The following is a 13,408-nucleotide window of genomic DNA, read 5'->3' on the forward strand; positions in this document are numbered from 1 at the left end:
CGGGCTAACAGAATCCATCACTAATTTGTTTATAGGCTTGACCGCCGTGGACTGAATGCCGCATCAGCCACCCCGTTCCAACAACGGCGCCAAAAACCTCCCCGTATGCGAATCCGGATTCGCCGCGACCTGCTCGGGCGTGCCCTCGGCCACCAGGCGGCCGCCGCCTTCGCCGCCTTCGGGGCCGAGGTCGATGATCCAGTCGGCGGTCTTGATGACGTCCAGGTTGTGCTCGATGACGATGACGGTGTTGCCGCGGTCGCGGAGTTCGTGGAGGACGTTGAGGAGCTGCTGGATGTCGTGGAAATGCAGGCCGGTGGTGGGCTCGTCGAGGATGTACAGGGTCTTGCCGGTGTCGCGCCGCGACAGTTCGCGGGCGAGCTTGACGCGCTGGGCTTCGCCCCCGGACAGGGTGACGGCGTTCTGGCCGAGGGTGACGTAGGAGAGGCCGACTTCCATCAGCATCTGGAGCTTGCGCGCCACCGCCGGGATGGCCGAGAAGAACGCCGCGGCCTCTTCCACCGTCATCGCCAGCACTTCGTGGATGGTCTTGCCCTTGAAGCGGATTTCCAGGGTTTCGCGGTTGTAGCGCTGGCCTTTGCAGACGTCGCAATGCACGAACACGTCGGGCAGGAAGTGCATTTCCACCTTGATGACGCCGTCGCCCGCGCAGGCTTCGCAGCGACCGCCCTTGACGTTGAAGCTGAAACGGCCGGGCGTGTAGCCGCGCGAGCGCGCTTCCGGGGTGGCCGCGAACAGCTCGCGGATGGGCGTGAACAATCCGGTGTAAGTAGCCGGATTGGAGCGGGGCGTCCGCCCGATCGGGCTCTGGTCGATGTCCACCACCTTGTCGAAATGCTCCAGCCCTTCTATCCCGGTACAGGCCGCCGGGGTCAGCGAGGCGCCGTTGAGTTCGCGGGCGGCGGCGGGATAGAGGGTGTCGTTGACCAGGGTGGACTTGCCGGAACCCGACACGCCGGTGACGCAGACCAGCAATCCGACCGGGATCGACACGTCGAGCGATTTGAGGTTGTTGGCGCTGGCGCCGCGCACCGCCAAGCGGCGTTCGGGATCGGGCGGGTTGCGCTGGGCCGGCACGGCGATGCGGCGCCGGCCGGAGAGATACTGGCCGGTCACGGACTCGGGGGTGGCCATCACGTCTTCCGGCGTGCCCTGGGCGATGATCTGGCCGCCGTGCACGCCGGCGCCGGGGCCGATGTCGACCACGTGGTCGGCCAGCCGGATCGCGTCCTCGTCGTGCTCCACCACGATCACGGTATTGCCGATGTCGCGCAGCCGGATCAGGGTATCCAGCAGCCTCTGGTTGTCGCGCTGGTGCAGGCCGATGGAGGGCTCGTCCAGCACGTACATGACGCCGACCAAGCCCGCGCCGACCTGGCTGGCCAGGCGGATGCGCTGGGCCTCGCCGCCGGAGAGGGTGTCGGCGCTGCGATCCAGACTGAGGTAGTCTAGGCCGACGTTGATGAGGAACTGGAGCCGGGCGCGGATTTCCTTGACGATCTTGGCCGCCACCTCGCCGCGCCTTCCGCTCATTTCGAGCCCGTCGAAGAACTCCAGCACGCGCCGGACCGGCAGATGGGTCAACCCAGGCAAATTGGTATCGCCCACGAACACGTGGCGGGCGCCGCGGTTGAGGCGGGTGCCTTCGCAGGCGGGGCAGGGCTTGCTCGACAGGTACTTGGCCAGCTCCTCTCGCACCAGCGTGGAGTCGGTCTCGCGGTAGCGCCGTTCCATCACCGGGATCACTCCCTCGAAGGTGTAGCGCTGCACCAGCGCGGTGCCACGCGGCGACAGCAGCTTGAACGGAATCACCTCGCTGCCGCTGCCGTGTAGGATCACCTCCCGCACATGCAAGGGCAGACTGGAAAACGGCTCCTCCGGATCGAAGCCGTAGTGCTCGGCCAGCGACTGGATCATGCCGTAGTAATAGGCATTGCGCCGGTCCCAGCCGCGCACAGCACCGCCGGCCAGGCTCAGTTCCGGATTGTGAACGATCAGGCCGGGATCGAAATACTGCTTGACGCCCAGGCCGTCGCATTCGGGGCAGGCGCCGCGCGGGTTGTTGAACGAGAAAATCCGCGGCTCGAGTTCGCTCAGCGAGTAGCCGCAATGCGGGCAGGCGTACTTGTCCGAATAGACGATCTCGGAGGTATCGTCGTCCATGGAGGCGGCGATGGCGATGCCGTCGGCCAGCTTGAGCGCGGTCTCGAAAGATTCGGCCATGCGCAGGGCCAGGTCGGAGCGCACCTTGAAGCGGTCGACGATCACCTCGATGCTGTGCTTCTTGCGGAGGTCGAGCTTGGGCGGTTCGTCCAGCTCGTACACCGCGCCGTCGATACGGGCACGGATGAAGCCGCGTCCCCGCAGATCTTCGAGCACCTGCACGTGCTCGCCCTTGCGCTCGCTCACCACCGGCGCCAGCAGCATCCAGCGCGAGCCTTCCGGCTGGGCCAGGATGTGGTCGACCATCTGACTGATGGTCTGCGCCTCCAGCGACACCCCGTGCTCCGGGCAGCGCGGAATCCCGGCGCGGGCGAACAAAAGGCGCAGGTAGTCGTAGATTTCGGTGATGGTGCCGACGGTGGAGCGCGGATTGTGCGAGGTCGATTTCTGCTCGATGGAGATCGCCGGCGACAGCCCCTCGATGTGGTCGACGTCCGGCTTTTCCATCATCGAAAGGAACTGGCGGGCGTAGGCTGACAGCGATTCGACGTAGCGCCGCTGGCCTTCCGCGTAGATCGTGTCGAAGGCCAGCGAGGACTTGCCCGAGCCCGAAAGCCCGGTGATCACGATCAGCTTGTCGCGAGGAAGATCGAGGTCGATGTTCTTGAGATTGTGGGTTCTGGCGCCCCGGATGCTGATGACGTCCATGCGCTCGCCGCGTGGTTAAACGCCCGAATATAAGGGTTTTGGTGGCGCTTTGGCAAAGCGGCGCAGCGGCGTCCGAAGCCGGCCGGGCTTGCCGGACGGCCGTCCGGCGCTTGGTGTACCATCACGACTTTCCGCCGCATCCCGGAGGGACGTCATGCACGAACCGATTCCGCGCCCTTGGCATCACGTTCCGACCGACTCCGTTCCGGAGCTGCTCGGCGTCGACGCCGGACGAGGGCTCAGTGAAAGCGAAGCCGAACGGCGGCGTGAGCGCCACGGTCCCAACCGTCTCACGCCCAAGCGGGGCAAAAGCGCCATCGCCCTGTTCCTGTCCCAATTCCACCACCCGCTCGTCTACATCCTCCTGGTTTCCGCCGGCGTGACCGGATTCCTCAAGAGCTGGGTGGATTCCGCCGTCATCTTCGGCGTCGTTTTCATCAATGCGGTGATCGGCTTCATCCAGGAGATCAACGCGCTGCGTTCCATCGATGCGCTGGCGCGGGCGCTCAGCCAGAGCGCAGCGGTCCTGCGGGAGGGGGGCCGGCGGGTGGTGCCGGCGGAGGATCTGGTGCCGGGCGACATCGTGTTTCTGCAGTCCGGCGACAAGGTGCCGGCGGACCTGCGACTGCTGCGTCACAAGGAACTGCAGATCGATGAATCGACCCTGACCGGTGAATCGGTGCCGGTCGAGAAGGGATGCGACCCTTTGCCGGACGACACCCTGCTGGCCGACCGCAATAACATGGCCTATTCCTCCACCCTGGTCAGCTATGGGACCGGCGTCGGAATCGTCGTCGCCACCGGCGATGCCACGGAAATCGGGCGCATCAACCGGATGATCCGGGAAGCCGGCGAACTGGAAACGCCCCTGACCCGCAAGATAGGCCATTTCAGCCGGGTACTGATGTGGTTCATCGTCGCGCTCGCGGCGCTCACCTTCCTGGCCGGCTATTGGCGCGGGGAAGATCTGGCCGGGACTTTCATCGCCTCGGTGGCGCTGGCGGTCGCCGCGATTCCGGAAGGATTGCCGGTGGCCGTGACCATCACGCTGGCCATCGGCGTGCGGCGCATGGCCGGCCGCCACGCCATCATCCGCAAGCTGCCGGCAGTGGAGACCCTCGGCGGCACCACCATCATCTGTTCGGACAAGACGGGAACCTTGACCCAGAACCAGATGACCGTCAAAGCCGTCTACGCGGGCGGAGACCGGTTCGCGGTGGGCGGTTCCGGGTACGCTCCCGAGGGCGAATTCCTGCGCGAAGGCGGCGAGATCGATCCCGCCGCCCATCCCGTCTTGCTGGAAACCCTGAAAGCCGGCTTGCTGTGCAACGACGCCCGGCTGGTGCGGGAGGACGAGTTCTGGCGAATCGAAGGGGATCCCACCGAAGGGGCGTTGCTGGTCTGCGCCCACAAGGCGGGCCTGCATCATGGTGCCATGGCTGAGTCGCACCCGCGGTTGGATGCCATTCCCTTTGAGTCTGTGCATCAGTTCATGGCCACCCTTCACCACAACAGGGCCGAAAATACCCGCCATGTGTACCTGAAGGGTTCCGTGGAAAGCATTCTGAGTCGCTGCGATTCGGCCTTCGGCAGAGAATTGGCGCCGGAACCGCTCGATCCAGAGGCCATCCATCGTGAAGTGGACGCCATGGCGGCCCAGGGTCTGCGTGTCCTGGCGTTCGCCCGGGGCGAACGGCCGTCCGACGACCCCACGGTGGAGCACGGGCACGTGAGCGCCGGCCTGAGCTTTCTCGGCCTTCAAGGCATGATCGACCCGCCCCGACCGGAGGCTGTCCGGGCCGTCGCCTCCTGCCGCGCCGCGGGCATCGGGGTGAAGATGATCACCGGCGACCACATCGGCACCGCCGTCGCGATCGCCGGGCAGATCGGCCTGAACGGCGAAGGTGCGAACGTGAACGCCATCGACGGCAGAGCCTTGGCCGCGATTCCGGACGCGGCGCTGCCCGAGGCCGCCGAGCGGACGGCGGTGTTCGCCCGCGTCGCGCCCGAGCAGAAGCTGCGCCTCGTCCAAGCCCTGCAGACCCGTGGTCACATCGTCGCCATGACCGGGGACGGGGTGAACGACGCCCCCGCGCTGCGCCAGGCCAACATCGGCGTGGCCATGGGCATCACCGGCACCGAGGTGTCCAAGGAGGCCGCCGCCATGGTCCTGACCGACGACAACTTCGCTTCGATCGCGGCTGCCGTGGAGGAGGGACGGGGTGTCTACGACAACCTGGTGAAATTCATCACCTGGACCCTCCCCACCAACATCGGCCAGGGCCTGGTCATCCTGATCGCGGTGTTCGCGGGCATCGCCCTGCCCATCCTGCCCGGGCAGATCCTCTGGATCAACATGACCACCGCCGTGCTGCTCGGCCTGCCCTTGGCCTTCGAGGCCAAGGAGCCGGATATCATGCGGCGGCCGCCGCGCAACCCCGAGCAGCCTATCCTCACCCGCCGGCTTATGTTCCGCACCCTCTGGGTGGGGCTGCTGCTGTGCGCGGGCTCGTTCGGCTTGTTCGAATGGGAGCTGACGCACGAGGAGAGCGTCGACAAGGCACGTACTGCAGCGGTCAACTTCTTTTGCGTCGGCCAGGCGTTCTATCTGCTCAACTGCCGCTCCCTCAGCCATTCGATGCTGAAGCTGGGGGTGTTTTCCAATCCTTGGATCTGGGGCGGGATCGGGGCGATGATGCTGGCGCAGACCGGCTTCGTCTACGCGCCGGTCATGCACTGGCTGTTTCATTCCGAACCCATCGGACTGGACGAATGGCTGCTGACCCTGGCGGGCGGTGTCGTGATCTTCTGGGCGGTCGGTCTGGAGAAACTCGCTTACCGGCGCCTTTCCCGAGTCGGGAGACTTTGATGATCGTCCGAAGCGGCACCACCCTGTGGCGGGCTTTGCGCAGCGACTGGCCCGCCTTGCTCTATTTTCTGGCGCTGGCGCTGCTGGCTGAGTTCATCTACGAGTACACCCACCTGGAACACACGGCGCTCCCGTTGCTGCCGCTGAGCGTTCTGATCACGGCCATGTCGATCTTCCTCGGATTCCAGGTCAACCAGTGCTACGAGCGCTGGTGGGAGGCGCGGCGCCTGTGGGGGCAGTTGGTCAACGTGAGCCGATCGTTCGGACGCCAGGTGACGACCTTGCTGACGCCAAAGCGCATCGCGGGGATCGCGGACGAAGCTCAGGCAGAGGCGTTGCAGCGGGAGCTGCTCCATCGGCAGATCGCCTACGTCAACGCGTTGCGCATCGGCCTGCGCTCCGGCGGCGGGCTGGCGGAGGAAGACTGGCGAATTTTCGGCGGCTGGCTTGGCGAGAGCGAAATCGAGCGCTTGCGACGTGCGCGCAATGCGCCGACGCAGCTGATCCAGCGCCAGGCCGAAAGGCTCGCCGAAATCATCGGCACCGACTGGACTGAGCAGCAAATCCTGTTGCAGCTCGACGATTCCCTCAATCTGTTCTACGACGTCCAGGGCGGCTGCGAACGCATCAAACGCACCGCGTTTCCCGACCGTTTCCGGTTTCACACCCATGCCTTCGTCTGGCTGGTCGCCAGCCTGATCCCGTTCAGTCTGATCCAGACCGACCAGCGCTTCGACGTGGTGGCCATCGTCATGGAGACGCTGCTGGCTTTCGTGTTCGTCACCATCGAGCGGCTCGGTTCGGAACTGCGTGACCCGTTCGAGAACCATGTCAACGACACGCCTATGTCGGCTCTTTGCCGCACGATCGAAATCGATCTCAGGCAGCAGCTCGGCGAAGCCGAAGTCCCGCCCCCGCTCGATCCGGCGAAAGGTGTCCTGATGTAGGCGCCAGTTCCGCCGGCGGGTTTCCGGACACCCCGGGCGCGGCGAAGCTGGTACCATTATGAATTTGGAAGCGCCCCTCAAGGAGACGCAGTTTTGCGCCACACTATCGACATCGACAGCCCGATGACCCGCACCGAAATCCGGGCTGCCATTTCGCTTGCGGCAATCTATATGTTCCGCATGCTGGGCTTGTTCATGATCCTGCCGGTGTTCTCGATCTATGCGCGAGACCTGCCCGACGCGACGCCGGCCCTGATCGGCCTGGCCATCAGCGCCTACGGCCTGACCCAGGCCGTGTTCCAGATTCCCTTCGGCATCTGGTCGGACCGCTTTGGGCGCAAGCCGCTCATCGTCGTCGGTCTCCTGATGTTCGCGGCCGGCAGCGTCATGGCGGCGGCGGCCGATTCGATCTACGGCATCGTCGCGGGCCGGGCGCTGCAGGGGGCGGGCGCCGTCGCCGGGGTGATCATGGCGCTGGCCGCCGACCTCACCCAGGAGGAGCACCGCACCAAGGCGATGGCGCTGATCGGCATCAGCATCGGCGTCTCTTTCGCCTTTTCGATGGTGGCGGGTCCGGTGCTGTCCGGCTGGATCGGCGTCAAGGGTATCTTCTGGGCCGTCGCCGGTCTGGCGCTGCTCGGCATCGCCGTGCTTTATACCGCCGTCCCGACGCCGCGGCGGGTCCGTTTCCACCGCGATACCGAGGCACAGCCCGCGCGTTTTGCCAGCGTGCTGGCCAATCCCGAGCTGGTGCGGCTGGATTTCGGCATCTTCGCCCTGCACGCCATTCTGACCGCGACCTTCGTCGCCCTGCCGCTGATCCTGCGCGACGAGTTGCACATGGACACGCCGGAACACTGGAAGATCTATCTGCCGGTGTTCGTGCTGTCGCTGTTCAGCATGGTGCCTTTCGTGATCGTGGCCGAGAAGAAGCGGCAGATGAAGCCGGTTTTCCTGGCCTTCATTCTGCTGACCGCCGCCGTCGACGCGGGTCTCGCCGGCCTCGTTCCGACGACGCTGGGCATCGGCGTGCTGCTTTACCTGTTCTTCACCGGCTTCAACCTGCTGGAAGCCACCCTGCCTTCGATGGTTTCCAAAGCGGCTCCGGCCGACCTCAAGGGCACGGCCATGGGGGTTTATTCCACCACCCAGTTCCTCGGCGCCTTCGTGGGCGGCGCCGGCGCGGGCTGGATTCATGGGCATTACGGCATTCCGGCCGTGTTCCTGTTCTGCGCCGCCATTGCCTTGCTGTGGCTGGCGGTCGCCTTCGGCATGCAGAAGCCGCGGCACCTGAGCAGCCTCATGGTCAATCTGGGCGAAATCAGCGCCGCCGCGGCGGCCGATCTCTCGGCGCGCCTGCGCGGCGTCCCCGGCATCGCCGACGCCGTGGTCGTTCCCGACGACGGCGTGGCCTATCTCAAAATCGAACGCGAGCGGCTGGACCGGAGCCGGCTCGAAGCATTGCTCAACGAAACGGCGAGCGCCTAGCCGCCCGCTCAAGGTTTACAACGGAGAATCAAGCATGGCCAGTCGAGGCGTCAACAAAGTCATACTCATCGGCAACCTGGGCGCGGACCCGGAAGTGCGTTACATGCCGAACGGCGGCGCGGTCGCCAATCTGCGCATCGCCACCAGCGAATCCTGGAAGGACCAGCAAACCGGCCAGCTCCAGGAACGCACCGAATGGCACAGCGTGGTGATGTACCGCCGCTTGGCGGAAATCGCCGGCGAGTATCTGAAGAAAGGCAGCAAGGTCTACATCGAAGGGAGCCTTCGGACCCGGAAGTGGCAGGACAAGAACACCGGTCAGGACCGCTACACCACCGAAATCATCGGCAATGAAATGCAGATGCTCGACCGTGCCGGCGGGGGCATGGGTGGCGGCGGAACGGGGGCGGGCGAACCGGACTGGGATGCCCCTCCGGCGGGCGGCGGCTCCAGGCCGCGCAGTTCGGGGGGCGGATATGGCGGCGGCACCGGCACCGGCGGGAGCGGCGCTGGAAGCAGCCAATTCGACGAGGGGTTCGACGACGACGTGCCGTTTTGAAACGGCCGGTTTCGATCATGACCGGACGGGTTATTCCGCCGGGTTTGACGGCCGGATCACCTTGATTTCGCTGGGGGATACCATCTCGTAAACGATGCCTCGCCAAGTGATACGTCTGGTCATGCAGGAGACGACGATATTGTACAGGTAGACGAGAGTTACGAGGGGTCCGGTGGACACGAAGGCCAGGCGCGTCCGGATCAGGTTGGCGCTGTAATCCTCGGGCAGGCAATGTATCGCCAGAGCGAGCCTTGACCAGAGGTGACAGGCCGACAGCGTCATGATCGCCGCCAACGGGATTATCAGGCGGCCATCAAAGGTTGCCGACGGAATTTCCGAAACGGCAACCGCCAATCCTCCCCAAAATACCGCGGTATACAAGGAGTGGGCCGCCACGACCTGCCACCACATGTCGCGCCGATAAAACCGGGTAATACTGATCTGGCGGGTCGTGAATTCCAGGACCTGCCTCATGTTCAGATCGGCATACGTTGCGACTAGACACTGGGGGACGAAGGTGATCTTGAGCCCGCTGCCACGAATGGCTTTCGACAGGGACAGATCATCGCTCAGCGCAGTCCTCCATATCCGTTCGATCCCAAGCCGCCTGAAATCCTCGGTTCGCACCGCCATGGAGCCGCCCCATGCAAACAGGGATCGTTCATGCAGCATAACGAGCCCTTGCGCGTTCCAGCTGGACAGAAGAATCGACCAGAAGTTGCTTGCGATGGGGATATACCAGCGGAAACCCGTGGTCGCCCCGACCGCCGGATCCGACAGCGGGGCGCATAGCTCGGCCAGCCAACTCGATCGCGGATGTGCGTCTGAATCCGCAAATACCAGAACTTCCGCGTCTTGCTCCACGGATTGAACCGCCGCGCAAAGATTATGTGCCTTCTGACCGCATTCCTTCGCCAGTCCCGCCACGATCATCCGAGCGGGCCGGGAGTGCTGTGAGATGATGCGTTTTATGATGGCGTATGCCGCGTCGCTCCCGCTCTCGGTCACAAATAGCAACGAGTAGTCCCGATATTCCTGATTCAGGAAGGCGCGAATATTGTCCTCGAGGCCGGGTTCACTCCCTTTGCAGGGAACGATGACCGTGGCTTTGGGTTCAAAAGGCTCCCTGTGCCGCCTGCGATTTCGAGTGATCCGAAAAGATGTGAGCAGCGCCGGAACAACGATTTTTACGAATTGGAGTATTACGAATGCGGTGGCGAAGGCAGTGATCGGAGAGTGCATGGTTGAGCCGCTTCCGGAAGGAGAGAGTCTTGCTGCAGTTTTCCTTATTCCAACGATCCAATATTACGTAAGGTTACACCACCGCGGCCATCGACGCCTCGAGGCAGGCAGAACCGATGCCAAAACAGTCGGGGCGTAAGAACCCGACGGTAGTGGAAACTGCAACCACGCTGGTGCCGTCTCGGTAACGACCGCAGGGGCCGTGGTTCGGCATGCGGCCTATTGGCCTGCAGCGAAAAGGTCGGCCACGAGGGGTACGTCTCGGAATATCCGGCCGCGGTCTGTGCTCGTTTCATACAAGCCGTCGCTGAGACCGATGGCATCGATTCGATTGGACGTACGGGATGGGGGCGAATAGCATTTGAGGTCGAAAGGAGCCCCGTTTCCCGGGGAGGTCATCGGATGTCACCCGAACGAGGCCGGCTGATGATCGGTCTCTCAATAACAAGAGGATCAAGCGATGAGTCAGCTCCAACTTCCCAAGTCATTCAACCTGGTGTTTTTTGGCGGTACCGGCGATCTGGTCACCCGCAAGCTCCTGCCTGGAATGTATCAGTGCGACAGGAACGGTCTGTTGGTTCCGGATGGGCGTATCTACTGTCTCGGTCGGCAGGACCTGACGCAGGAGATGTATCTGGCGAAGATCGAGGAAAAAGCCCGGGAGTTCATTCCGAAGGCGGACTGGGATGACAGAGTGTGGTCGGCTTTCCTCTCCCGCTTGCAATATGTCCGGGTGGATGCCGGCGAGCCCGCCGAGTATGCAGTACTGAAGGAGGTTCTGGAGCGGAACCCGGCCGAAGTGAACGTGTTCTTCCTGTCCGTGGCGCCCTCGTTTTTTACCACCGTATGTGACAATCTGGCCCGGCAGGGCCTCAGCCGGCCGGACTGCCGGGTAGTGCTGGAGAAGCCTTTGGGGCACGATCTCGCCTCCAGCAACGCGATTACCGAGGCGGTCGGCAAGCATTATCGGGAAAACCAGATCTACCGGATAGACCATTACCTGGGCAAGGAGTCGGTGCAGAACCTGATGGCGCTGCGGTTTGGCAACGCGCTGTTCGAGCCGTTGTGGCGGCGGGAATGGATCAGCAACGTACAGATTACCATTGCCGAAGAGGTCGGGATCGGCAGCCGCGGCGGGTTTTACGAAGGCACGGGTGCACTGCGAGACATGGTGCAAAACCATCTGCTGCAACTGCTTTGCTTCATAGCCATGGAACCCCCTGTCAGCCTCGATTCCAACGCGATCCGCGATGAAAAGCTCAAGGTCCTGGAATCCTTGATACCGTTTAAGGATGAAGATGTATTCAAGAAAACCGTGCGTGGACAATATCGCGCCGGCAAGTTGCACGGAAAACCGGTAGTGGCGTATACCGAAGAAGCCGGCATACCGCCAGACAGCAAGACCGAAACCTTCGTGGCGATCAAAGCGGAGATCGCCAATTGGCGCTGGGCAGGGGTGCCGTTTTACCTTTTCACCGGCAAACGCCTGCCGACGCGGCTGGCGGAAATCGTGATCAATTTCCGCGATGTTCCTCACCAGATATTCCCTTTGGCGCCGGGTGCCGCGGGGGCGCCGGCGAAGCTGGTGATCCGTCTGCAGCCCGACGAATACATACGTCTTTACCTGTATGCGAAGCAGCCGGGCGACACGATGGAGCTGCAGCCGGTATATCTCGACCTGAATTTCGCCGGTGCTTTCAAGAACAAAACACGGCGGGCGGAAGGGTACGAACGTCTGCTGATGGACATTATCCGGGGCAACCAGTCACTGTTCGTGCGGCAAGACGAATTGGAGCAGGCTTGGCGCTGGGTGGAGCCGATCCTGAATGCTTGGGCGTCCGACCCGGCCGGACCCAGGCTGTATGCGGCCGGCACCTGGGGGCCTGCCGCCTCGGCGGAGTTGTTGTCGCGAGACGGATTCTGCTGGCACGACGAGGAATGACGCTACGGAATCATCGCCAACGGAATTTCCAATTTCGTCGATCCAATCCGGGGATATTTCCGAATTCGGCTCCGGTACAGACGACGAGTAAGCATTCATACCCCCCCGCTTTTTTTGCTGGGATCGCGGCCATCCTGGCCGCTCCTTCAGCGGGACGTCCGCGCTCCCAGAGGACTGAACGGTTACAATCGTGAAGCAATTCCGACACTCGAAGACCGTTGCGAGGGGCGGATGGACGTCATTCTTTCGAGCCATGAATTCCGGTAGCAGTGGGCCTTGCCGAAACAAGAGGCACTGACACCCGTTAGGGCGTTCATCGCGATTAGCAACCGCCAGACGGCGGAGCAATGGAAAACGGACCGTTCGGCAGTGTCACCCAGGAGGTACTGCCGCAAAAGGAAGCTTGCACTGAAAATCCCGATGGCAAATCGGCGCTCCCCGTGATCGGGCCTGAAGCCGGCAGGGTCACTCTGACTTGGATGGAGCCCTGGAACAAGCCCGTCGGATTGAAGCTTTGCCCATCGATACCCGTCGTCCCGATGAAGATGTAATTGCCCTCCGTGAATTCGGTCATCAGCGACCCCTGGGACAGGGTGGCATTATCGAAGGACAAACCGAAAGTCCCGCCATTCGAGGTCCAGGAGATAGCGAGGGGAACCGTACCACCCGTCGCGTCGATATACAGCGAGGCGCGCCCGAAGCGCGTCGAGACGCTGCCGTCCGCACGCGCTGCCAGGGTGGCGAGCGAGGTGCGGGAAGTCTGCGTCACCGGGTACGCTTCGTAGCTTACCGTGTCGGATCTTCCGCGGAATTGGGGTGCTGCCAGTTCGAGCAGGATGACATCGCGGCTGGCCGGTGCGTCCGTGATTTCCAGTGCGGCGACCGCTTTCGCATCCCCGAAGATATCTTTCCAGCCGGAGACGAACGATACCAGTTCCCGAGAGTCGACGACCGGCTCTGGTGAGTTGCCAAAACCGGGGAGCCTGGGAGCGGAGCCACGCAGCGTCAGCACCCACCGTTCCCCATGGCGTCGCAGCAAACCGTGCTCGGCTTGATGCACATAGAGTGACGGCTTGGAAGGTCCGGCGGCAAATTGACCGGGCGCGCCGAGGGAAAAATCGGCCGCTTCGACGTCAGCAGCGCCGCTGCCGAGACCAGCGAGAGATACAAGTGTGGCGACGAGAAGCGCCCCTCTCCGCAGGGCAGAGGGAGTGCGCGATGGAAACCGGGCGGCGGCGTGAAATCGTGTCGGGGTGATACGCCACATCAGGAAGGATCTGCCATGCATTTTCGTTTACCTCGGTCTGTCATCGTAAAATTCTGTTGATTTCAATTTGAAAGGGAATTATCCGTCTTCTGCGGAAGCCGCTTCATCATCCCTGAGCAACTCGTTCAACGCTAGGAGTCTGTCGGACTTTCCGGTTCTGGTTCGAACCGGATTGGAGGGGCGGAAGTCCGCTGTTTCCGTT

The 13,408-nt window shown here is 63.2% G+C and carries 8 protein-coding genes; 5 read left to right on the forward strand and 3 right to left on the reverse strand.

Features of this window, described 5'->3' with window-relative positions:
• Window positions 1-63: 63 nt before the first annotated feature.
• On the reverse strand, window positions 64-2,892 hold the full coding sequence (gene uvrA, locus ABZN20_RS16055; protein WP_367025910.1) for an excinuclease ABC subunit UvrA: 2,829 nt from the start codon (window positions 2,890-2,892) through the stop codon (window positions 64-66).
• A gap of 154 nt (window positions 2,893-3,046) precedes the next feature.
• On the opposite strand from uvrA, the gene ABZN20_RS16060 reads away from it, so the two are divergent.
• From ABZN20_RS16060 to ssb, 4 genes are all read left to right on the forward strand, one after another.
• Entirely contained in the window at window positions 3,047-5,761 is a 2,715-nt protein-coding gene (locus tag ABZN20_RS16060) for a cation-transporting P-type ATPase (protein WP_367025911.1), read from the forward strand.
• On the forward strand, window positions 5,761-6,708 hold the full coding sequence (locus tag ABZN20_RS16065; protein ID WP_367025912.1) for a bestrophin family protein: 948 nt from the start codon (window positions 5,761-5,763) through the stop codon (window positions 6,706-6,708). Before ABZN20_RS16060 ends, ABZN20_RS16065 begins: the two co-directional genes overlap by 1 nt.
• Window positions 6,709-6,801: 93 nt before the next feature.
• Window positions 6,802-8,196, forward strand: a complete 1,395-nt coding sequence (locus tag ABZN20_RS16070) for an MFS transporter (RefSeq protein ID WP_367025913.1) — start codon at window positions 6,802-6,804, stop codon at window positions 8,194-8,196.
• A 34-nt stretch (window positions 8,197-8,230) separates the two neighbouring features.
• A complete protein-coding gene (gene ssb / locus ABZN20_RS16075) occupies window positions 8,231-8,755 on the forward strand; it encodes a single-stranded DNA-binding protein (RefSeq protein ID WP_218808763.1) in 525 nt (174 codons plus the stop codon).
• A gap of 30 nt (window positions 8,756-8,785) precedes the next feature.
• Here the strand turns inward: ssb and ABZN20_RS16080 are convergent, their stop codons facing one another.
• Complete coding sequence (locus tag ABZN20_RS16080; RefSeq protein ID WP_367025914.1) at window positions 8,786-9,997, reverse strand: glycosyltransferase family 2 protein; 1,212 nt, start codon at window positions 9,995-9,997, stop codon at window positions 8,786-8,788.
• Between the two features lie 460 nt (window positions 9,998-10,457).
• Between ABZN20_RS16080 and zwf the strand changes: the two genes are divergently transcribed.
• The gene (gene zwf / locus ABZN20_RS16085; RefSeq protein WP_367025915.1) at window positions 10,458-11,939 is read left to right on the forward strand and encodes a glucose-6-phosphate dehydrogenase; all 1,482 of its coding nucleotides are present in this window, start codon (window positions 10,458-10,460) and stop codon (window positions 11,937-11,939) included.
• 322 nt (window positions 11,940-12,261) lie between these two features.
• Here zwf and ABZN20_RS16090 read toward each other — a convergent pair whose 3' ends face one another.
• On the reverse strand, window positions 12,262-13,227 hold the full coding sequence (locus ABZN20_RS16090) for a hypothetical protein (protein ID WP_367025916.1): 966 nt from the start codon (window positions 13,225-13,227) through the stop codon (window positions 12,262-12,264).
• Window positions 13,228-13,408 lie beyond the last annotated feature (181 nt).

The sequence above is a fragment of the Methylococcus sp. ANG genome, assembly GCF_040730495.1.
Taxonomy (GTDB): domain Bacteria; phylum Pseudomonadota; class Gammaproteobacteria; order Methylococcales; family Methylococcaceae; genus Methylococcus.

What these genes read in the sequence shown, in the direction of transcription:
- uvrA (WP_367025910.1), bottom strand. Translation starts at nt 2,892, where the DNA reads ATGGACGTCATCAGCATCCGGGGCGCCAGAACCCACAATCTCAAGAAC.
- ABZN20_RS16060 (WP_367025911.1), top strand. Translation starts at nt 3,047, where the DNA reads ATGCACGAACCGATTCCGCGCCCTTGGCATCACGTTCCGACCGACTCC.
- ABZN20_RS16065 (WP_367025912.1), top strand. Translation starts at nt 5,761, where the DNA reads ATGATCGTCCGAAGCGGCACCACCCTGTGGCGGGCTTTGCGCAGCGAC.
- ssb (WP_218808763.1), top strand. Translation starts at nt 8,231, where the DNA reads ATGGCCAGTCGAGGCGTCAACAAAGTCATACTCATCGGCAACCTGGGC.
- ABZN20_RS16080 (WP_367025914.1), bottom strand. Translation starts at nt 9,997, where the DNA reads ATGCACTCTCCGATCACTGCCTTCGCCACCGCATTCGTAATACTCCAA.
- zwf (WP_367025915.1), top strand. Translation starts at nt 10,458, where the DNA reads ATGAGTCAGCTCCAACTTCCCAAGTCATTCAACCTGGTGTTTTTTGGC.
- ABZN20_RS16090 (WP_367025916.1), bottom strand. Translation starts at nt 13,227, where the DNA reads ATGCATGGCAGATCCTTCCTGATGTGGCGTATCACCCCGACACGATTT.